Origin of the sequence: Providencia sp. PROV040 (genome assembly GCF_032706145.1) — a bacterium.
Classification (GTDB): Bacteria; Pseudomonadota; Gammaproteobacteria; order Enterobacterales; family Enterobacteriaceae; genus Providencia; species Providencia hangzhouensis.
Genome location: NZ_CP120530.1, coordinates 1,087,216 through 1,108,812, shown reverse-complemented (window position 1 = coordinate 1,108,812; position 21,597 = coordinate 1,087,216). Strand labels below are relative to the sequence as shown.

Genomic DNA, 21,597 nt, shown 5'->3' with positions numbered 1-21,597 from the left:
AACAAACAACACCTAATTATGGGGTTTTTCATCTCATCATTGCAATTTAGTATACACGACATGCAAAACAAACTTTTCTGTATAACTTCATTTTAGGATACAACATGAAATTGGCCTTATTAGCAGCAACCGCATTATTCGCCACAACGATAAATCTAGCACAAGCTGAAAAACTGGCATTGGATGTTTATAACCCCGGAAATAACAGCGTGTTCCCTGTTTCCTCTGAAATTATTAGCGGCTCAAGTGAAGTGGTACTGATTGATGCGCAATTTCAAAAAAATGATGCACAACAATTGGTTGATAAAATCAAAAAACTCAATAAGAAATTAACCACGATTTATATTAGCCATTCAGATCCAGATTACTATTTTGGGCTCGATACCCTAACAAACGCCTTCCCAGAGGCAAAGGTGGTCGCGACAGCAAACACAGTTGAAGCCATTAAAGCCACTAAAGATGGCAAGCTGGCTTACTGGGGTGGTGTATTAAAAGATGAAGCCCCTGCCCATGTTATCGTCCCTGAAGTGATTAAAGGAGACTACTTCACCGTTGATGGCGAAAAACTTGAAATTAAAGGCCTTGATGGCGTGTCACCAGATAGAACTTATCTCTGGGTTCCATCATTAAAAGCCGTTGTGGGTGGCGTTATTGTTTCTGACAATATTCATGTTTGGGTAGCGGATACCCAAACAGAAGAGTCACGCAAAAATTGGCTGCAAACATTAAAAGACATCAAAGCTCTGAACCCAGCAACCGTTGTTCCCGGCCACTTTACGGGGGCGTCTAAATTAGATGTAGCGACGGTTTCTTTCACTCAAAAATATTTACAGGACTTTGAAAGTGCATATAAAACAAGTAAAAACTCAGGTGAGCTCATCCAAAAAGTTGCAGCGAAGTATCCACAATTAGATGATAAATCAAGCTTAGAACTTAGTGCAAAAGTCATTAAAGGCGAAATGAAATGGCCTCAGTAATTAAGTAATATTCACTATTTCAGCCAGTTGCGCGGTATGCCCCGTATCTGCACACTGAATGACTTACTAAAAGCAATTTGGCTGATTTAACCGAATGATAGTGGTATTAATTTTTTGATAATGATACAACTTAACTCAAATTATTTAAAAATAGCAAATAAAGAGAACGATTATGAGCAGCATCACCCTACACTATATTTATGACCCTTATTGCGGCTGGTGCTATGCCGCTGCGCCTTTAGTCGAAATTGCCAAGCAACACCCAAGTATCAACATTGAAATGCATGGTGGTGGCATGCTAGCAGGTGACGCTCGTCTACATTTAGATGATAATTTTCGCCAATATATTCTGCAATCCGATAAGCGCATTGCATCAATGACAGGGCAAGTGTTTGGCGATGACTATATAAAAATGCTACACGAACCTAATTTGGTTATGGACTCAACACCACCGCAAACCGCTATATTAGCGGCAACCAAGCAAGACAAAGGCTTTGAGATGCTTAAAGCCATTCAAAAAGCACACTACATTTCAGGACGCCATATTAAAGATACCACGGTACTTCTTGAGCTCGCCAAAGAAATTGGCCTCGATGTAACCCAGTATGTATCCGACTACAGTGAGTGTGAGCAACATGAAACTGCGGCCCACATTGGAACAAGTAAGGCTCTGTTAGCGCAGTCAGGTGCATCCGGTTTTCCAACACTGTTAATACAACAACAGGATAGATGGTTGCGTGTTCCATTACAAAATTACCTCGGTGAGCCGAGTAAATGGCAGCAGTTTTTAGACTCTCTAGTAACAGCAGCGTCTTAACAACTACAACTCCGATTTTTACTCACCCCTTTCATGCATGCACGTATGGTTGTCTTTTAATTTAATATTCAATTATTGATAAATACAACCATATGCTAGCGCTAATAATTAGCGCGGGGCCAAATGGGATCGTCTTCGTTTTTTTAGCTATTTTTTCCCCAGATAATGTCTCAGGGTAGGCCTGATTCGCCTGTTGCTTCTTTTGATATATTTTAGGCAACAACCCATAGATTACCCAATATTGCAATAGCCCTACCCCTGCGGCAGTCCCCAAAAAGTAAGGAAGCTGCCAAACCCCAAGCCAGGCAGAACAAGCGGCAACGAGTTTAAAATCCCCCCTCCCCATTTGTGGCTGAAACGTTTGTTTTTCAACCAATGTCACCACCATAAGCATTACTAAGTAACTGATCAGCACCGCGTAAATAGCTGAAACCACATTCCCATTTGGCAAATGAATTTGATATAACAGCCCCAACCATAATAATGGGTATGTAAGAATATCAGGGAGATAACCTATTTTATTATCAATGATGAATAATGGAATTATCAAATTAATATATAGTGTCAAAAATAAAACCATATATAAACCATCAGACTTCCAATATATTATAAAAATTAATACGCCATATATTAGAAGTAGAATAGTATTTCTAATAATAATTTTTGATTTATCAAAAAAAACAACTGGTAAATAAATAAGTAGCTTTTTAGTCGAGAAAAAAGAGATTAACAACATAATCAAAAAAGAAAAAATACAAACAAAATCAAACGGATTTGTAAATTTTTCATTTTGGCATGATAATATAAACTGCTCAGAAGGTGAAATAATAGATATAGCTGATGATATAAAAATACAGATTAGTTCCCTCATATTAACTCCTTATTCCTTTATGGAGATAAAAATAAATATACTGTGAATTTCCGATGCCCCCAACACTTTAATTCCGTAGAGTAGAATCGGTTTATTCGAATATCAGTATCCCCTAGTGGACTTCATCACAGTTTAAGATGTCGCTAATGGCACAGACATACTATAAAAGGCCTGTATTTCGTTATAAACTAGGTAGCAGCGCTTGAGTTTAACAATTCAACCCCCATATTCATCAAAGTTATATTATTTATTAACCCAGTTTGTACTAAGGAAAAGCTATGCGCATTCCACGCATTTATCACCCAGAGCCTCTTCAAATAAATACAACAATTTCTCTTGGTGATGATGCCGCAAACCATGTCGGCCGGGTGCTACGCATGACTGCTGGCCAAAAACTCGAACTTTTTGATGGCAGCAATCAGACCTTTAGTGCTGAAATTACTGAAGCAACTAAAAAAAACGTATTCGTACACATTGAAAATAGCCAAATTGATGATAGAGAATCCCCGCTCGATTTGCACCTAGGGCAAGTCATGTCTCGTGGGGAAAAAATGGAATTTACCATCCAAAAATCTGTCGAACTCGGAGTTAATACAATAACACCTTTATTATCAGAACGTTGTGGTGTTCGCTTAGATGGCGAACGACTCGAAAAAAAATTACTACAATGGCAAAAAATTGCAATTGCAGCCTGTGAACAATGCGGCCGCAACCGAATTCCAGAAATTCGCCCAGTGCAAACCCTTGAAGCCTGGTGCACCGAGAATGACGGTGCGTTTAAAGTCAATTTACACCCACGGGCAACAGAAAGTATTAATACGCTACCCACTGAACTAAAGAAAGTACGATTGTTGATTGGCCCTGAAGGTGGCTTATCAGCAGACGAAATTGCCATGACAGCAAACTATCAATTTACCGATATACTGTTAGGGCCTCGAGTATTACGAACAGAAACGACTGCGCTAACCGCTATCACAGCACTGCAAGTGCGCTTAGGTGATCTGGGGTAAGGAGAAAAAATGATCAAGCTCGGTATAGTGATGGATCCTATTTCATCCATCAAAATCAAGAAAGACACCAGTTTTGCAATGATGTTGGAAGCTCAGCGTCGTGGTTATGAAATCCATTATATGGAAATGAATGACCTGTATTTACACCAAGGTGAAGCTCGCGCACAAACAAAAATCGTGACGGTCGAAGAAAACCCTGAAAAATGGTATGAATTTCATGGCGAACAAGACATCGCCCTAAGTTCACTTGATGCCATTTTAATGCGTAAAGACCCGCCTTTTGACACTGAATTTATCTATGCGACTTATATTTTAGAAAGAGCAGAACAAGCCGGCACCTTAATTGTGAATAAGCCGCAAAGCCTACGCGACTGTAATGAAAAATTATTTACGGCTTGGTTTGCTGAATTAACACCGGACACATTAGTCACTCGCAGCCCACAAAAGTTGAGAGAATTTCACCAAAAACATGGCGATGTCATTTTTAAACCACTCGATGGTATGGGCGGCGCTTCGATTTTCCGCCTCAAACAAGATGACCCAAATGTGGGTGTGATTATTGAAACGCTAACAGAACATAGCTCCCGTTACTGCATGGCACAAAACTTCCTGCCAGCAATTAAAGATGGTGATAAACGTGTCTTAGTTGTTGATGGTGAACCCGTTCCGTATTGTTTAGCACGAATTCCAGCTCAAGGCGAAACCCGAGGTAACCTTGCTGCGGGTGGTCGTGGGGAAGCGCGTCCATTAAGTGAAAGTGACTGGGCCATTGCGCGTGCTGTCGCGCCAACATTAAAAGAAAAAGGCTTAATTTTTGTTGGTCTTGATATCATCGGTGACCGTTTAACTGAAATTAACGTGACCAGCCCAACGTGTGCACGGGAAATTGAAGCCGCATTTGATATCTCCATTACCGGTATGTTAATGGATGCCATTGAACGCCGTCTCAATAAATAATTTATAGCAGTGGTTTATCTTTACTGATGATTTTTATTTTTTTCACACAATATATTGTTTTAACAAGATATATTGTTTTCAAACGGTAAAAGTCATCAGTTTTATTTACCACCTTATAGTTTTGCCTTTTATTGTGTTCTATCAATTGTTTTTAAATTTGCTGGAGTCTAAGTTTGAATCTGCAAAACCATTTTCTTATCGCCATGCCATCCTTAACAGACCCTTATTTTGAACAGTCGGTCGTTTATGTGTGTGAGCACAATGAAAAAGGGGCGATGGGGATCGTGATTAACAAACCTATTGATGACTTTTCTGTCGATACGATGCTCAAAAAACTCGAAATTACGATTTCAGATAAAATTGATAACCGTAATTTAAAAAAGCCCGTCATTGCGGGAGGCCCTGTTGCAGAAGAACATGGGTTTATCTTACACACACCAATTAAAGGCTTTTTATCTAGCCTGCATTTAAATGATGACGTTATGGTGACGACGTCAAAAGATATCTTAGAGACTTTAGGAAGTGAGCACTCGCCTACCAACTCATTAGTGGCGCTAGGTTATGCAAGCTGGGAGCCTGGCCAACTTGAGCGTGAAATTATGGAAAATAGCTGGCTAACCGTTGAAGCTTCTCCTCAGCTTATTTTTGACACACCCATTCATGAACGCTGGAGTGCCGCGGCTAAATTAATTGGTGTTGATATTCATACAATTTCAATGCAAGCGGGGCATGCTTAATGTCTGGAAGAACTTTGTTAGCCTTTGATTTTGGAACCAAAAGCATCGGTGTTGCAGTTGGACAAGAAATTACAGGTACTGCACGGCCATTAACCTCATTGAAAGCCAGTGACGGCCGCCCTGATTGGCAACAAATCGAAAAGTTACTTAAAGAATGGCAACCACAGTTGGTTATTGTCGGCCTTCCCCTTAATATGGATGGTACGGAGCAACTGGTTACAAGCCAAGCCCGTAATTTTGCAAATCGAATTCATGGCCGTTTTGGTGTTAAAGTCGAACTACATGATGAACGTCTTTCCACGGTTGAAGCAAAAGCAGGCCTTTTTGAACAAGGCGGTTATCGAGCACTAAGCAAAGGCAAAGTTGATTCAGCCTCTGCCGTGGTGATCCTTGAAAGCTGGTTTGAACAACAGATATAATTATTGCGTATTTTGCGTGGTTATTTTTAGCTTAACCTCACGCCATGGTGCCGTTCTGATGTAATTTGCTTTACACTATGGTCTACAGTCGCTATTCATGTCTGACATGAATAAAATAGTATTGAATAAACCATATTGAATAACATAATGACCATTCAAAATAATATCTCTGATGTCACCGCGCGTATTGAGCATGCTGCCGCAGAGTGCCAGCGCTCACCACAGGACATTACGCTACTCGCGGTAAGTAAAACAAAACCTTGTGAAGCTATTTCAGAAGCCATTGAGGCAGGTCAGCGCCAATTTGGTGAGAATTATGTTCAAGAAGGTGTTGAGAAAATTCAATATTTTTCACATAGAAATGACCTTATTTGGCATTTTATTGGCCCATTACAGTCAAATAAAAGCCGCCTTGTCGCTGAACATTTTGACTGGTTTCATACCTTAGACAGAGCGAAAATTGCTCAGCGCTTAAATGACCAACGTCCTAGTGAAAAAGCCCCTCTCAATGTGCTAATTCAAATTAATATCAGCGATGAAAACAGTAAATCGGGTATAACACTAGCAGAAGTCGCAGAACTTGCTGCACAGGTCGCTACTATGCCAAACCTAGTGTTACGCGGCCTGATGACGATCCCGGCACCTGAAACGGATTATGAACGCCAATGTGCTGCGTTTCATCAAATGAATGAGGCATTTGAGCAATTAAAAACCACTTATCCCACGGTTGACACTCTTTCAATGGGGATGACTGATGATATGCGTGCAGCAATCCATTGCGGTTCAACACTTGTTCGCATAGGAACCGCTATTTTTGGCGCGCGCCAATATCACCAATAACAATATCACCAATAAATAGGAGAACAGAATGCAACATCGTAAAATTGCCTTCATCGGCGCCGGAAATATGGCTCACGCCATCATTGCTGGGCTGGTTAACCATGGTTACCCTGCATCGATGATCACGGTGTGTTCTCCTACACCTGTGCGTCGAGATAAACTGGCTGAACAATATGGCATTATCAGCAGTCATGATAACTTAGCCGCTGTCAAAGCTGCAGATGTGATTGTCCTTGCCGTTAAGCCGCAAATGATGAAAGAAGTCTGTGAACCACTACAAAATGCGGCTGATTTTGAGCAAAAATTAGTCCTAACCATTGCGGCTGGGATCCCAGCAGAACGTTATAACGACTATTTCGCTCATTCGCTGAATTTAGTGCGCATCATGCCAAACACGCCATCATTGGTAGGGAAAGGCGTTAGTGGGCTATTTGCTCAAGGGAAAGTTTCAGAGCAAGACAAACAATTTGCACAAGAACTGATGCAAAGTGTCGGCTCAACGATTTGGTGCCAACAAGAACAAGAAATCAATAACATTATTGCTATTACTGGTAGCTCTCCTGCCTATTTCTTTCTATTTATGGAATCAATGCAGCAAAAAGCAGAGCAACTCGGTTATGATAAACAACAAGCTAGAGAGCTCGTTCTTCATGCGATTGAGGGGGCTGTAGAACTTGCTAAGTCACAAAATGACACGGCTTTTTCGACTCTACGTGAACAAGTCACCTCTAAAGGCGGTACCACCGCGATGGCTTTAGAGCAATTTTATAATGGAAATCTTCCGCAGATTGTTGCCGATGCAATGCAAAGCGCAATAAATAGAGCGGAAGAAATGGAAAAACTTTTTTAAATTAATCGCGGAACTCACCATGCAGACCTTAGTATTCGTCGTTACTACCCTGATTCAACTGTATATTTTTGTATTACTACTGCGCGTATGGATGCAGTGGGTGCGTGCAGATTTTTACAATCCCTTTTCGAAATTTGTTGTCAAAGCAACACAGCCTATCGTCGCACCATTGCGCCGAGTCATTCCTTCTTTTGGCGCAATAGATACCGCTTCAGTGGTTGTGGCATTTATTTTAGCCATTGCAGCTATTATTTTTGGTATGTGGGCGACTAACTTGCTCCCTATTTTAGGCATAAGTATTTTACCTATGGGGCTGATTTTATTATTAACCTATACCGGTAAATTGATTTTTTGGATGATTTTAATCCGTGCAATTTTAAGCTGGGTCAGCCAAGGCCGTAATCCTGTAGACTATTTATTATACCAATTAACAGAACCTTTAATGGCGCCAATTCGTCGTATCATCCCTGCTATGGGCGGGTTAGATTTCTCCGCAATGATTGTAATGTTTATTTTAATCGCGCTGAATTATCTGCGTGTTGATATCTCACTGATGATTGACCCATCATTGACTGCAATGATGTATTCCATTGGTATTATGTAAAAACGAGTTTTAAATAATGCAAAAAGTTGTTTTAGCCACCGGTAACCCCGGGAAAGTGAATGAGTTAGCTGACCTATTACGTGATTTTGGGATGGATATCGTCGCACAAACCTCATTAGGTGTTGAATCTGCAGAAGAAACAGGCTTAACCTTTATTGAAAATGCGATCTTAAAAGCACGCCATGCAGCAGCACAAACCGGGTTACCCGCAATTGCTGATGATTCAGGAATTTCTGTTGATGCACTCGGTGGCGCACCTGGCATTTACTCTGCACGTTATGCAGGGGAAGATGCGACCGATGAGCAAAACCTGATAAAATTACTTGAAGCAATGAAAAATGTGCCTGACGACCAACGTCAGGCTCAATTCAACTGCGTTCTGGTCTATTTACGCCATGCAGAAGACCCAACGCCGTTGGTTTTTCATGGTCGCTGGCACGGTGTCATAACTCATGAACGCAAAGGCCAAGGTGGCTTCGGTTATGACCCTATATTTTATGTTCCTGAATTAGGTTGCACCTCAGCAGAGTTAACAAAAGCAGAAAAACAAGCCGTTTCACATCGTGGAAGAGCCCTCACAATGATGTTGGATGCGCTGAAGAATGCTTAAATTACCCCCGCTTAGCCTGTATATCCATATCCCCTGGTGTGTGCAAAAATGCCCTTATTGTGACTTCAACTCGCACACACTTAAGGGGGAAATTCCTCAGCAAGAATATGTGGCACACTTGTTGGCCGATTTAGACATTGATGCAAAATTAGTTGCAGGGCGTTCGGTAAAAACCATTTTTATTGGGGGTGGAACACCCAGTTTATTAAGTGCTGAGTCAATGCAAGCGTTAATGGATGGCGTACGTCAGAGAGTTGATTTAGACCCTCTCGCAGAAGTCACCATGGAAGCAAACCCCGGCACTGTTGAGGCTGACCGTTTTGCAGGTTACCAAGCAGCAGGAATCAACCGTATTTCTATTGGTGTACAAAGTTTCGGTAATGACAAATTAATCACTTTAGGGCGTATTCATGGCGCTGATGAAGCGAAACGCGCCGCTCAGTTGGCCACTAATCTTAATTTAAGAAGCTTTAACCTCGATTTAATGCATGGGTTACCTGCGCAAACTCAAATTGAAGGTTTATCTGACCTGCGCCAAGCCATTGAACTTGCACCTCCGCACCTGTCTTGGTACCAATTAACCATTGAACCCAACACTCAATTTGGCTCACGTCCTCCGGTATTACCCGATGACGATACTCTGTGGGATATTTACACCGAAGGCCATAAATTATTGAGCGCGGCAGGTTATCAGCAATATGAAACATCCGCCTATGCTAAACCCGGTTACCAATGCCAACACAATCTCAATTACTGGCGCTTTGGTGACTATTTAGGCATCGGTTGTGGTGCTCATGGAAAAATTTCTTTTGAAGATGGTCAAATTTTACGAACCGTAAAAACAAAACACCCTCGAGGTTATATGGAGGGGCGTTATATGCACCAATCCTATGATGTTGATGCCTCCGATAGGCCATTTGAATATTTCATGAACCGCTTTCGCCTGCTTGAAGCTATGCCTCGCGCTGAATTTACCCAATATACAGGGTTACCAGAATCAACAGTTAGAGCGGCTATTGATGAAGCCTTAGCGAAAAGCTATATCACAGAAACTGTGGATGAATGGCAGATCACTGAGCATGGAAAATTGTTTCTCAATTCTCTATTAGAGTTATTTTTAGGTGAAGAGTAGCGGTTATTCGATTTATTTATAATATCATTTCACTTATAAATTAGATGAAAGCCCACTTTATTTGACGTGGGCTTTTGTTTAGAGATAAAAATGAAATAGACAAGAATAACAATTGAGGTAATACATATTGCCACCATCAATAAGACAGTGGCAGATATCAGTTACAGGGCATTAACTACCGCATTAACTTGTTCAGTTAAGCTAACTAAACCACCACCTGACAAATACCATAAGTCAGATTGCAGGTAAGTAATTTTGCCGTCTTTATAAGCTTTGGTTTCTTGAATATTGCTGTCTTCAAATACCGTTTTATCCAGTTTACCTGCACCAATCGCTTCGCTACGGTCAACAATCAGGATCACGTCTGGATTCGCTTGAGCAATAGTTTTGGTATCCACTACACGACGTTTTGCTTTATCTGCACTTTCATCAACAGGTAGGTCAGCGCGTTGCGCTTTCACAACGTTGTAAACAACAGCTTGGCTGTTTGGAATTAATTTGCCGTCATTATGCATCAGCACTAACACTTTTTTATTAGAATCAGCCGCTTTCTTCTGGGCGTCTGCGATGACTTTATCTAATTGAACCAACTGCTCATCAACCGCTTTTTGGTTACCATAGAGCTCACCAATCACACCAATGTTGGCTTTTACAGAATCAATATAGTGCTTGCTATCAGAGCCTAAATTGATGGTGGGTGCAATTTTTGATAACTCATCATAAGACTTACCTTGACGACCCGTGATCACAATCAGGTCAGGTTTTAATTGCGCGATTTTGGCTAAATCAGGTTGTTTCATTCCACCTGCATTTTCCATTGATGCAGGGATGCTGCCTTTTATATAAGCGGGAGCATTGCCAGTTGGTAGCGCAACAACCTTGTCACCTAAGCCGAGTTTTTGCATTGAGTCATAAACACCGAAATCAAACAGAACCACTTTTTGTGGTTTTTTCACGACTTCAGTTTCACCTGATAGGTGTTTGATCGTCACTTTTTCAACACCTTGTGCTATCACCGCATTTGGCGTGAAAGTGGTAGATTCAGCGCTGAGAGCGAAAGGCGCAGAGAATGACAACACAGAAACAAGCAGAGCAGGAATGAACTTTTTCATTTAAATGATCCCAATTTAGTCATTAAGCCAAACCCGCATTGTAAAGTGAGCAGCTTAGATGTCAATCAAATAAGAATCAATTTCATTTTCATTCCCATTAATGGAATTAATATCACACAAATTGATGATAGAGATAAAATAAAAAAACAGTAATGTACAAAAAATACATTACTGCTCATAAGGTTATTGTGATTTTAGTGCTATCAGCTACTTTTGATTGAATTAAGTAATGAGACGCGTTGTTGCTCTATTGAGGTTACTTTAGAACAAACTTGTTGGCCAAATTGCTGGAAGCTTTTCTCTTGTTTTTTCCATTCAGATTCGAGCTCTTGTTGTAACCCGCCTAAGTTCCCTAACATACCTTGTAGCGCTTTATTAGCATCACCACCCGATAATAATTGCTTGCGCCCCATTTCGTTGATGCTGTCTTGTAAAATGCCCCCCAAGCTTTCATTAACTAGCTCGCGTCCTTTCGCTTCAACAGTTTTCATGGCTTCATGGTGAAATACATAACCATTAGGGCGAGTCTCAATAATTTGATTGATTTGCCCATTAAGCTCTTTTTCTAGTTTTGTTAACCGGTTACGGATATTGCTATCGCTACCAACCACTTTAACGACAACTTTGTCTATCGTTTCCCTTGAAGTTGATAATTTTTTTTCTGATTCTTGTTTTATCCAAGGTAAATCCTGACGGATAGAGGCTTGGTAACGAATAGCTTGCTGCTTTTGGGCCTCTGTTGCAGCAACATTTTTACCGTTAAGCGTGATATCACCATTTGGCGTAATTTTTAAATCGCCACTTGCACCAATAACTTGCACACTTTCAGGTGTCATAACGATGTCATCCTTTGGTGTTACAGAACAGTTATAATCTGCAGCTTGGCTCGTCGCACAAGCAAGGAGTGAAAATGCAATTAATGTACGGCGTAACATAAAATCTCCTAGTAGAGCATTAATTAAAAAACAGAACGCCCAATTCGTTTCGATAATAACTCTAAAGCCGCACAGCCGACTAAAGAGTTCCCCGCCGAGTCTAGCTCAGGTGACCAAACCGCTACGGTAAATTGGTTTGGAACCACACAAACAATACCGCCACCAACACCAGACTTGCCGGGCATTCCTATCCGAAATGCAAACTCACCAGAACCGTCATACATACCACAAGTCATCATTAATGCGTTGATTTGCCTTGATTGTAGTGGCGTGATGATGGGGTCAATGGAGCAAGATGACATCCCTTGCGATGTTAAATAGGAAAAACACCTCGCTAATTCAACACAGTTCATACTTAGAGAGCAATAATGAAAATAAGTTTCGAGAACCGTTAAAACATCATTTTCAAAATTTCCAAAAGATTTCATAAGATAAGCAATGGCTGCATTACGACTGGCGTGTTCCAATTCTGAACGAGCGACAACCGTGTCATAACTGATATCCGGTTCACAGGACAACTTTCGGACAAACTCTAGCATGCGCTGTTTAGGTGCGCTTAGGCGTGATTGCAACATATCAGCAATAACAATGGCTCCCGCATTGATAAATGGGTTTCGAGGTATCCCCTTTTCCATTTCAATTTGAATTAACGAATTAAAGGGTAGCCCTGAGGGTTCTTTACCTACACGGCTCCAAATTTCCTCTTCCTCATAACGTGTCATTGCAAGCGTGAGGCTTAATACTTTTGAAATAGATTGAATTGAAAAACGTTGATATGCGTCCCCTGCGGTGAAAATATCACCGTCAATCGTGGATACCGCAATGCCTAAATGGTGGGAAGGTACGCAACCTAAAGCAGGAATATAATTTGCAACACAACCTTGCCCAATCAGTGGGCGAACTTGGTCTAGGATATCGTTGAGTAGCTGGTTAGAAAGCATGGCGCTCAAAACGTTGACTCCAGATAGTATTTGCAACAGAAAATAAAGGCACCCAATTTTTGGATGCCTCTTCAAGCGACTGAAAGCTCAGTTTATTTATTGAGATTGACTCAATAAAATTATTCTTCCCACCAAACATCAAACAGCTCAGAAACGACGACGTCATTCATGCCTTTTGATTTTAGCCAATTTTCAACAATTTGACGGTGCTCTTCGGTACATTTGCCAATTTTTTGTAAGCAAACGATCCCTTCCCAGTTCATATAGCCACTTGCTTCAAACGCCAAACCATTCGGTTCAATCGCTTCTGCAATCAGTTGGTCAACGGTGCTGTCAACTTCCTCAATCGGCGTACCTTCTTTAAAGCTCCACTTAACAGTAAAGCCTAACTCTTGGAACTCATCCAAGCGTAATTTTTTACGTAAACGACGACTACGTGGTTGTTTAGCCATTATTTGATCCTCTCAAACATTAAATCCCATACACCGTGCCCTAACCGCTGGCCGCGCTTTTCAAATTTTGTTTCTGGTCTTGTTTCTGGACGAGGAACGTAATCACCTGATGGTGATAAGTTTTTATACCCTTCGACACTCGTCATCACTTCAAGCATGTGCTCTGCATAAGGCTGCCAATCTGTTGCCATATGGAAAACACCGCCGATAGCTAGTTTGCTACGAATTTTTTCTGCAAACGGAACTTGCACAATACGGCGCTTATTATGTTTCGCTTTATGCCATGGGTCAGGGAAAAATAACTGAACCATCGCAAGGCTGCCGTTTGGGATCATGCAGTCTAAAACTTCTATTGCATCATGGCACATCACCCGTAAATTGGTGACGTTTTCTTCTTTTGCTGATGCTAAACATGCGCCAACACCGGGAGCATGAACTTCAATACCTAAAAAGTTTTTATCTGCATTTTGAGATGCCATGGTCACCAATGAGGCGCCCATCCCAAACCCAATTTCCAAGGTAACTGGATTTGAGTTATTGAATACTTTGGCAAAATCAAAAGGTTCATTGATAAAATCGATGCCTTTTTCTGCCCATTCTTTTTCTAATGCGTCTTCCTGACGTTTTGTCAGACGCCCTTGACGGCGGACAAAACTACGGACTCGGCGCATAACCCGCCCATCTTCATTATATTCGGGGGAGATAACATTATTGATCATAATAAAGGTTCTAAAATGAGTGCCCAATTAAGTTAATGTGCCAACAATCAAGTTTATAAGGTGATTGGTTACCAAACCTATCAATTTACAGCCCTAAATGCCCAAGTTGTAGTGATTAACTTTACCCTTGAGGCATGATGGATATCGGAGTTTAGCAAAACTTCCACAAGGATGCAGTTGATAATTCGCTAACTTTACACTAAACAACACAATAGCGGTTTACAGCCCCCTTCGTCTATGTTGCAATTCCTACCATGACTGGAAATATCAATAAAAAATAAAATTATTAATGGAAGCTCAACAATTTTCATCTGCAGTACTTAACTGGTATCACAAATATGGTCGTAAGACGTTGCCATGGCAACAGGAAAAATCGTCTTACCATGTTTGGTTATCAGAAGTTATGCTGCAACAAACCCAAGTGAGTACTGTAATCCCTTATTTTGAGAAGTTTATCTCTCGCTTTGAGGATGTGACCGCCCTTGCCAACGCTCCTCTTGATGAAGTTTTGCACTTATGGACAGGGCTCGGCTATTACGCCCGGGCTAGAAATCTCCATAAAACCGCTCAAGTGATCGCGACTCAATATGGTGGCTCATTTCCCACTACATTTGATGAGGTTTTAGCGCTGCCCGGGGTTGGCCGGTCCACTGCTGGGGCAATTTTATCATTATCGCAAAAACAGCATTACCCTATCCTCGATGGTAATGTTAAACGCGTATTAGCTCGAGCTTATGCGGTTGATGGCTGGCCGGGTAAAAAAGAAGTCGAAAACCGTTTGTGGGAAATCAGCATTGATGTCACCCCACAAGTGGGAGTTGAATTTTTTAACCAAGCGATGATGGATTTAGGCGCAATGGTCTGCACTCGCAGTAAACCAAAATGCGAACTATGCCCGCTTAATTTTGGCTGTATGGCCTATGCTAATCATTCATGGCAAAACTACCCAGGTAAAAAACCCAAACAGAAAATCCCTGAAAAGAGTGCTTGGTTTCTAATTATTCAGCACGACGATGATGTGTGGTTAGAACAACGCCCACCATCCGGTATTTGGGGGGGGTTATTTGCCTTTCCACAGTTTGATTCTTTAGAGCAACTCAATGATTGGCTGAACGAATCTGGCTTTGAGTATACTCAATTAGAGCAATTAATTTCTTTCCGTCACACATTTAGCCATTTTCATTTAGATATTATCCCTGTAAAAGTTAAGATTCAGGCATTTAATTCTGCCATGGATGAAGGCAAAGGACTCTGGTATAACTTACACTTAGGCGCAACTATCGGCCTTGCTGCCCCAGTTGAAAGTTTACTAAAACAGCTCGCCTTACTACCTGATATTTGAGGAAAAATTAATGAGTAGAACCATTTTTTGTACATTTTTACAACGTGATGCAGATGGGCAAGATTTTCAGCTTTACCCAGGTGAGTTAGGAAAACGTATTTTTAACGAGATTTCAAAAGAGGCGTGGAGTCAGTGGATGACAAAGCAAACCATGCTCATTAATGAAAAGAAACTTAATACGATGAACCCTGATGACCGTAAAATGTTAGAACAAGAAATGATTAAGTTCTTGTTTGAAGGCCACGATATCCATATTGATGGCTATACTCCTGAAAAATAATCTGTTTGTCTACCTACTTAGTAGGTAGACTTTTGCCCCAAGACTGTGAATCGTATGAAAAAACTATTTGCGCTGAGTTTGTTGATCCCTCTAATTATTTCTTGTTCTAGCAAGCAAAAATCTGACTTTAACCCTGATTATGTCAAAGATACCAATGGGTTCGATATATTAATGGGTCAATTTGCCCACAATATTGAAAATATTTGGGGCATTAAAGAAGTATTAATTGCGGGTCCAAAAGACTACGTAAAATATACCGATGAATACCGAACTCGTAGCCATATTAATTTTGATGCAGGGACCATTACGGTTGAGACTATTTCAGCGGTAGAGCCTTCACAGCACTTAAAGAAAGCCATTGTCACCACCTTATTAATGGGGGACGACCCCAATTCCATTGACCTCTATTCTGATATCAATGATATTCCTCACAGCAAAGAACCCTTTTTATTTGGCCAAGTGCTCGATAACACAGGAGAAGCGATTCGTTGGGAATGGAGAGCCACAAAGTTTGCTGATTATCTGATTGAAAATAAAATGCAGCGCAGACAGTCTGGTATGAATATTGTTTGGTCCGTGACTATGCAATTAGTACCAAACCATTTAGATAAACGGGCTCATAAATACTTACCTTATATTAAGAAATCTGCGGCCAAATATGGTGTTGATGAGTCATTAATCCTCGCGATCATGCAAATTGAGTCGAGTTTCAACCCTTATGCAGTTAGCCGCTCTGATGCGCTTGGTTTAATGCAAATTATGCCAAATACCGCCGGCAAAGATGTTTTCCGCTCACAAGGGAAATCTGGTGTTCCTAGCCGTAGCTATTTGTTTGACCCAGAAAAAAATATTGATACGGGTACGGCTTACTTAGCTATATTGCAAAACAGCTACTTAGGCGATATTCGTAATCAAACCTCACGCCGTTATGCTGTTATTACCGCATATAATGGCGGCGCAGGCAGCGTTCTGCGGGTGTTCCACAGCGATAAAAAGCAAGCCGCGCAGCGTATTAATAATTTAGAACCGGGTGAAGTGTATGAAACCTTGTCCACTAAGCACCCTGCAGCTGAGTCACGTAATTACCTGATTAAAGTGAACAAAGCACAGAAAAATTATCTACGTTAAAATTTTCCAATAGTGAATGCCAGCCAAAATCTGATTTAAGGCTGGCATTAGTCATTAACCTTAATAATTTTATGTGTTTTCGATTAAAAACTAGCTAACATGTTGAAAAAAAGCGCATACAGTCAAAAGTTTATTGAAAGCGCCTTGACTCAACCAATGAAATCAGGTTTAATACGCTCCGTTGCCCGGATAGCTCAGTCGGTAGAGCAGGGGATTGAAAATCCCCGTGTCCTTGGTTCGATTCCGAGTCCGGGCACCATCTTTCCTTTCGGAAATGGTGTAACCGTTTCCCTAGCACGGTCGCTGGAAGTGAGATCTCCAACGCTCGGTTAAAACTTGAATTTCAGTTGTAATCACGTTCATGACTTCTCACGTGGTTGACAATGATTTATCAAGTAAGGGTGTTTTCCTAGAACACCCTTCTCAATCAAATCCAGCTTATACACAAAGTTGATAAAATAGTCAACTTTGTGTAAATGTTTTTTATTTATATCACATCCTCTGTCTTTTTGATGCTAGCCTTGTAAGTTCACCACCTAATCCCATTGTTAAAAACTCACCTAACTCATTCTCCAAGATCCTGACTGTACTGTATGCATCCAGAGCAATATATTCCATAGTTGAAGAGAGACTACGGTGTCCTAACATCTGTTTCGTCAATTGCATATTACGTTCAGGATGTTTCATTAATGTCGTCGCCAGTGTATGTCTGAAACGATGGGGACTGACATGAAATCCACATTCCTTTGATAAACGACGGAAAAAAGAACGTATCGTCTGACTGAGTGGAGTTTCAGAGCGGGATAGTCGTTTATGATAAAGACGATGAACATCAAACAAAATATCGTTTTTATCCGCCCCGTGACAACGCATTTCCTCAACCAAGGGCGCCAGTAAACAACGTAGTGGCTGAACAAAAGCAATCTGATATTCCCGGTGATTTTTACTGCTTTCACTGCGCAATGTGATCGTACACTCCTCAAAATCCAGATCGCCAATATGCAGGTTAATCAGCTGGTTAAAACGAATAGCCGTCAGCCTCAGCGTTTCCAGCACAGCAAACCAGAATCGAGTGGGATAAACCGCACATGCCTGAAAGTGAGCCTGATCAGGTGGCAGCATATTTTCCTGTTGCTGAAATTGTTCCAGAATACGATAAATCGTTCTCAGTTGTGATTGTGTATAGACTTTTTTCTGTTTTTCACCCGGTTCAATTTGTGTTTCTGAGAACGGGTTTTCTTTAAGTGAAACAATCCCTTTTTTGATCCAATAATTATACAGAGACTGCATATGCCTGGTTTTTGTGTTCCATGTCCGTTCCCGGACTTTCTGAATATTCAGCTCATTTCTTCGCCATCTCAGCACATGCTCATGTGTCACTTCATCCGGTAGCGGTAACGCATTTTCACAAACTCCGCAATAACGCAGAAAAAGACGTACCATCTTACGGTATGTTTTCTCCGTATCCGGCCGTAATACTTTATTGTAAAAGTAATTACTCAGCATTTGCTCCCATACATCCACTTTCTGCTGATGTTCATCAGAACTGTGATTATCTTTCATAAACACCTCCTGCTTTTAACTTCCGACAATACGAATAAACAATGATTCCTCCGGCATATTCATGCCAAAAATCTGACGTCCTTTAATCATGTAACCATTGATTTTTTTATGGGATAACGTAATTAATGTTTTGTTATCACTCAGCGGATTCAGTTTTTCACCATAAATTCGAGCCCTGAAATGCCCTGTTTGTCGGGTATCATGACGAATAATCCGGTGCAATTTAAGGGATTCAAAAGAAGAAATAATATGGCCGATATCATCCGGATTTTTACCCGCCTCCTGTATGTACTGATAAAAAACAGCCGGACTCTGGCAAAACAAATACTCCATGACACAGTGAACCTTCGCATCCGGCGTATTTATTGCCAGTTTTCCGCCCAATAATCCGGACTTAAACCACGCCCAGAAAGCCTCTCCTTCATTTTTTATACTCAGACAGTTTTCGCGCTGTTCATCCTTCTCATCACGATTGCCCGTCTGAGTATCAGATAAGATTTCCGGCATTAAACCTGATAATTCAAGTGCATATTTCATATCCTCAGATAACGGAGGAGACATATCTGAGACAGTTTTTTCATCAGCAGAATCAAGTGCCCCATGGACAACCGCACCTTCTGCTTCTGCAACTACCATTAGCGGTATATCGCAGTGAATTCCGTTCTCTGTTTTTTCTGAAGTAACAGACTCCGGAGGCAATACAGATGTTACAGACGGAGTTTCAGGTTGTGGCTTTTGCGCCAATTCAGCAGGCGCCAATGACGCGATATCATTCTCCGGCTGCCCTGATAGCACTGAAGACGAAGCATCAGGCGCTGACATAGAAACAACGGAAGAAAATGCCGGCAATGCACCGGCGGGGAACGCAGCCAGAGCCTCATTCAGCACACGCTGTAAATCATTATCACCGTTTACCGGCTCGGTCACCACGTCAGACAACGCCTGAAGCGCCTTTGGTGTACCCGACAACCAGTGGATTACCTTCTCCGGTAATAGCCGGAAAGCCATCATGGCCCCCGTCGTCCGGCGAAAATGCGTCATATCCGGCACCGGCTCATGAAAGCGAAAACGATACGGTACGGTGGGCGCACTCATCCCCGGCTGCCACGCCGACAGGCTGTTCAGTTGTCCCTCAAACTGTGCCGTTAACGGTAACCAGTAAAACAGTCCGGTATAAAAAACACACACATTCCAGGCGCTGAACTGACGGCTCTGCTCTTCCGACGGAAGCCCGCGGGGCAGCATCTCTTTCTGGGACATCCGCATACACCAGGCTGTCGTATTCAGCGTTAAATCCAGCAATCCCCCTTCGCCGGCATATTTCCCGGTTTTTGATGCCGGCACACACTGAAGTCGTTCTGCCAGCGTCTGCAAAGGAGACAGGCAAAGTGCCCGGTACTGGTTATCCGGTAACGCTACCACCCGGCTGATTTGCTGTAACCAGTTTTGCCGCTGCGGTGTGGTCAGCAATACGTCAGCTGCCTGCGGTAAATAAAAGCCGTCACTGTCACGGATAAATAATGGCCTTTCCTGCGTGTTTCCCGGGGAAACACGCAATGTTTTCTCTTCCGCTTTCCGGGAAAGCGATTTACGAAACCACGGTAACATCGGTGTTACTGCCTCTTTAATTCGGTAAAAACAACAACGCAACATTAAATAAAACATAAATTATTTTAATATCAGGATAAGAATAAATAATAAATGCACCTTATTTTCATTACGTTAACTCATCCACAAAAATAATTCCGGCAACAAAACAGAAGATTACATGAATAATGTTTTATTATTCTGTCTCTGTCTGTTTCTGCTGCCAGGCACGGATGGCCTTTTCATACGCGTCCGCATTCACATGCTCCCGGGTCATTCCGCATTGCAGAATATTTTCCCGACCTGACCAGAAGCCCGCATTTCTGTTTCTTTCCACCAACTGACATTCCGTCAGGTAATAACGCCCCCACTCAGCCTGGCGCTGTTCATCCCAGACCAGGAAAACGCCCACAACCAGAATCAGTGGCAACAAAAGTCCGGCTGTGACAAAAAAAGGAAACAGAATTTCATTCCAAAAATCCTGAGCCCACTCCCTCACACCCTGCCCAAATTCACATCTCATCACACTCTCCCCCATCTCATTCAATGACGGCATCACGATAACAATGCGGGAATAAAACAAAAGCCGAAATTAGTTTTCCGAAAAAAATAAAAAAACCCGGTATCACTACCGGGTTTTCAGTCAGTTAAATCAGTACGGAAACCTCACCCTCCGTAATGTGGCAATGAATCAAGAATATAGTCCGGTCCCGTCACATCCTGGAAACCGTCCTCATTCTCTTCATCACTGAACTCAATCTCATCAGATTCATGGTCGGTTAACCGGCCATGGTCATACTCGCTGTATCCGCAGAAACCACAGCCTTCTTCGGCATAGACATGACGGACCTGACAGCGGAAACGCGCAGACAGAGCACACAAAACCGCTGCTGACGGCGGCCCCCACGGAGTATCAAACTCTGCGGATAACTCCGTCGCATACCCGCCATCAATACAGTGAAAACCACTGCCGTTCGGCCATTTCACACCATAACGGCACTGATAAAGGTGATATGTACTGTTACCGGGGGCAAACGCCTGCCAGCGCGCCTGCCGCCAGATGACCTCCGGTGTTTTCCATAAACAGCCGTTAAAACCGTGTAATTCAGCCGCAAGGCTGGTCGGTAACAGAGTCCGCATATCCATCGGTATGGCTTCTCCGGTACTGCGAAGGTACTGAATATCCTCCCAGGCTGTCGCCACCCGGCTCTCATCCTCTCCGGTAAACCGGTTAAGCCAGTCAAAACTGCTTCCCGATAACAACGGGGACAGTCTCGCTTTCTGCGTCGCCGTCAGCGAGTCCCAGGAATGGTACGCCCCGCCTTCAGATAACCACATCTGATACCACTGATGGATTTGCTGACAACATGACGGTGTCAAATCCGGTGCAGTCATCAGCAGGTCAACCCAGTGCGTGAAAGCCGTGTTTCCCGGGGAAACAGGCCCGGTTGCACCGTATGAAGTCAGTTCCGGTAACGGCGGAAAAGACAGCGGTCTGACCGGTTTCAGTATCCCCGCGCAGCCGGCCAGCAACAAATGCAGACTTTGTGCTATCGCCGTCTGCCAGGCGGGTATCCCATCATCCGCATATATCCAGTGTTTAAGAGCCGGCATATCCGCCGCGTTGTGTAAGGTGATGTCAAGTCGGTTCGAGCACCAGTTTGGCATGATGATGTCCTCTTTTCAGAATAAAAAAGAGGGCTTATCCCGTGAG

Annotated in this window: 24 protein-coding genes and 1 tRNA gene; 15 read left to right on the top strand and 10 right to left on the bottom strand. The window is 42.2% G+C overall.

The genetic code is table 11. The features are described from left to right. Window positions 1-104 precede the first annotated feature (104 nt). Together P3L40_RS04975 and P3L40_RS04970 are read left to right on the top strand one after the other, a co-directional pair. The gene (locus P3L40_RS04975; protein ID WP_210852697.1) at window positions 105-977 is read left to right on the top strand and encodes an MBL fold metallo-hydrolase; all 873 of its coding nucleotides are present in this window, start codon (window positions 105-107) and stop codon (window positions 975-977) included. 172 nt (window positions 978-1,149) lie between these two features. Beyond that, entirely contained in the window at window positions 1,150-1,794 is a 645-nt protein-coding gene (locus P3L40_RS04970) for a DsbA family protein (RefSeq protein WP_210852698.1), read from the top strand. 61 nt (window positions 1,795-1,855) lie between these two features. Here the strand turns inward: P3L40_RS04970 and P3L40_RS04965 are convergent, their stop codons facing one another. Further along, the gene (locus P3L40_RS04965) at window positions 1,856-2,665 is read right to left on the bottom strand and encodes a prepilin peptidase (protein WP_210852700.1); all 810 of its coding nucleotides are present in this window, start codon (window positions 2,663-2,665) and stop codon (window positions 1,856-1,858) included. A 278-nt stretch (window positions 2,666-2,943) separates the two neighbouring features. Between P3L40_RS04965 and rsmE the strand changes: the two genes are divergently transcribed. From rsmE to hemW, 9 genes are all read left to right on the top strand, one after another. Next, window positions 2,944-3,675 (top strand): 16S rRNA (uracil(1498)-N(3))-methyltransferase, encoded by a 732-nt coding sequence (rsmE, locus tag P3L40_RS04960; RefSeq protein ID WP_004264709.1) that lies wholly within the window; start codon window positions 2,944-2,946, stop codon window positions 3,673-3,675. Between the two features lie 9 nt (window positions 3,676-3,684). Further along, window positions 3,685-4,632, top strand: coding sequence for a glutathione synthase (gene gshB / locus P3L40_RS04955; protein WP_004264707.1), 948 nt, complete (start codon window positions 3,685-3,687; stop codon window positions 4,630-4,632). Between the two features lie 173 nt (window positions 4,633-4,805). Then, window positions 4,806-5,369, top strand: a complete 564-nt coding sequence (locus P3L40_RS04950; RefSeq protein ID WP_094962048.1) for a YqgE/AlgH family protein — start codon at window positions 4,806-4,808, stop codon at window positions 5,367-5,369. Then, window positions 5,369-5,788: a Holliday junction resolvase RuvX gene (gene ruvX / locus P3L40_RS04945; RefSeq protein WP_102139766.1), complete on the top strand. Its 420-nt coding sequence runs from the start codon at window positions 5,369-5,371 to the stop codon at window positions 5,786-5,788. Before P3L40_RS04950 ends, ruvX begins: the two co-directional genes overlap by 1 nt. A gap of 147 nt (window positions 5,789-5,935) precedes the next feature. Continuing rightward, window positions 5,936-6,628 carry a YggS family pyridoxal phosphate-dependent enzyme gene (locus tag P3L40_RS04940; RefSeq protein ID WP_247605806.1) on the top strand — a complete coding sequence of 231 codons (693 nt, stop codon included), beginning with the start codon at window positions 5,936-5,938 and terminating at the stop codon, window positions 6,626-6,628. Window positions 6,629-6,656: 28 nt separating this feature from the next. Continuing rightward, window positions 6,657-7,478 (top strand): pyrroline-5-carboxylate reductase, encoded by an 822-nt coding sequence (gene proC, locus P3L40_RS04935; protein ID WP_004264693.1) that lies wholly within the window; start codon window positions 6,657-6,659, stop codon window positions 7,476-7,478. 19 nt (window positions 7,479-7,497) lie between these two features. After that, the gene (locus P3L40_RS04930) at window positions 7,498-8,082 is read left to right on the top strand and encodes a YggT family protein (protein ID WP_094962050.1); all 585 of its coding nucleotides are present in this window, start codon (window positions 7,498-7,500) and stop codon (window positions 8,080-8,082) included. Between the two features lie 16 nt (window positions 8,083-8,098). Then, on the top strand, window positions 8,099-8,692 hold the full coding sequence (locus P3L40_RS04925; protein WP_094962051.1) for an XTP/dITP diphosphatase: 594 nt from the start codon (window positions 8,099-8,101) through the stop codon (window positions 8,690-8,692). Next, window positions 8,685-9,824, top strand: a complete 1,140-nt coding sequence (gene hemW, locus P3L40_RS04920; protein WP_210852702.1) for a radical SAM family heme chaperone HemW — start codon at window positions 8,685-8,687, stop codon at window positions 9,822-9,824. The genes P3L40_RS04925 and hemW overlap by 8 nt, the downstream gene beginning before the upstream one ends. A 161-nt stretch (window positions 9,825-9,985) precedes the next feature. Here the strand turns inward: hemW and P3L40_RS04915 are convergent, their stop codons facing one another. From P3L40_RS04915 to trmB, 5 genes are all read right to left on the bottom strand, one after another. After that, window positions 9,986-10,936: a siderophore ABC transporter substrate-binding protein gene (locus tag P3L40_RS04915; RefSeq protein WP_110592327.1), complete on the bottom strand. Its 951-nt coding sequence runs from the start codon at window positions 10,934-10,936 to the stop codon at window positions 9,986-9,988. A 203-nt stretch (window positions 10,937-11,139) separates the two neighbouring features. Continuing rightward, entirely contained in the window at window positions 11,140-11,871 is a 732-nt protein-coding gene (locus P3L40_RS04910) for a DUF2884 domain-containing protein (protein WP_136134823.1), read from the bottom strand. A gap of 23 nt (window positions 11,872-11,894) precedes the next feature. Further along, window positions 11,895-12,812 carry a glutaminase B gene (gene glsB, locus P3L40_RS04905; RefSeq protein ID WP_004264677.1) on the bottom strand — a complete coding sequence of 306 codons (918 nt, stop codon included), beginning with the start codon at window positions 12,810-12,812 and terminating at the stop codon, window positions 11,895-11,897. A gap of 119 nt (window positions 12,813-12,931) precedes the next feature. Then, window positions 12,932-13,264: a YggL family protein gene (locus P3L40_RS04900; protein WP_004264672.1), complete on the bottom strand. Its 333-nt coding sequence runs from the start codon at window positions 13,262-13,264 to the stop codon at window positions 12,932-12,934. Continuing rightward, the gene (trmB, locus tag P3L40_RS04895) at window positions 13,264-13,983 is read right to left on the bottom strand and encodes a tRNA (guanosine(46)-N7)-methyltransferase TrmB (RefSeq protein ID WP_004264669.1); all 720 of its coding nucleotides are present in this window, start codon (window positions 13,981-13,983) and stop codon (window positions 13,264-13,266) included. Before trmB ends, P3L40_RS04900 begins: the two co-directional genes overlap by 1 nt. Window positions 13,984-14,272: 289 nt before the next feature. On the opposite strand from trmB, the gene mutY reads away from it, so the two are divergent. From mutY to P3L40_RS04875, 4 genes are all read left to right on the top strand, one after another. Continuing rightward, complete coding sequence (gene mutY / locus P3L40_RS04890; protein WP_210852704.1) at window positions 14,273-15,325, top strand: A/G-specific adenine glycosylase; 1,053 nt, start codon at window positions 14,273-14,275, stop codon at window positions 15,323-15,325. 10 nt (window positions 15,326-15,335) lie between these two features. Further along, window positions 15,336-15,605 (top strand): oxidative damage protection protein, encoded by a 270-nt coding sequence (locus tag P3L40_RS04885; RefSeq protein ID WP_004264665.1) that lies wholly within the window; start codon window positions 15,336-15,338, stop codon window positions 15,603-15,605. 54 nt (window positions 15,606-15,659) lie between these two features. Then, window positions 15,660-16,733, top strand: coding sequence for a membrane-bound lytic murein transglycosylase MltC (mltC, locus tag P3L40_RS04880; protein ID WP_004264664.1), 1,074 nt, complete (start codon window positions 15,660-15,662; stop codon window positions 16,731-16,733). A gap of 183 nt (window positions 16,734-16,916) precedes the next feature. Further along, a tRNA-Phe gene (locus P3L40_RS04875) sits at window positions 16,917-16,992 on the top strand. Window positions 16,993-17,225: 233 nt separating this feature from the next. On the opposite strand, the gene P3L40_RS04870 is transcribed toward P3L40_RS04875, so the two are convergent. The 4 genes from P3L40_RS04870 to P3L40_RS04855 all read right to left on the bottom strand — a co-directional run bounded on the left by P3L40_RS04870 (window position 17,226) and on the right by P3L40_RS04855 (window position 21,551). Next, entirely contained in the window at window positions 17,226-18,296 is a 1,071-nt protein-coding gene (locus tag P3L40_RS04870; protein ID WP_000654298.1) for a tyrosine-type recombinase/integrase, read from the bottom strand. 15 nt (window positions 18,297-18,311) lie between these two features. After that, a complete protein-coding gene (locus P3L40_RS04865; RefSeq protein WP_000938200.1) occupies window positions 18,312-19,904 on the bottom strand; it encodes a TraI domain-containing protein in 1,593 nt (530 codons plus the stop codon). 175 nt (window positions 19,905-20,079) lie between these two features. Then, window positions 20,080-20,406: a hypothetical protein gene (locus P3L40_RS04860; protein WP_012368427.1), complete on the bottom strand. Its 327-nt coding sequence runs from the start codon at window positions 20,404-20,406 to the stop codon at window positions 20,080-20,082. Window positions 20,407-20,549: 143 nt separating this feature from the next. Beyond that, the gene (locus tag P3L40_RS04855) at window positions 20,550-21,551 is read right to left on the bottom strand and encodes a DUF1281 domain-containing protein (protein WP_004245726.1); all 1,002 of its coding nucleotides are present in this window, start codon (window positions 21,549-21,551) and stop codon (window positions 20,550-20,552) included. Window positions 21,552-21,597: the final 46 nt, after the last annotated feature.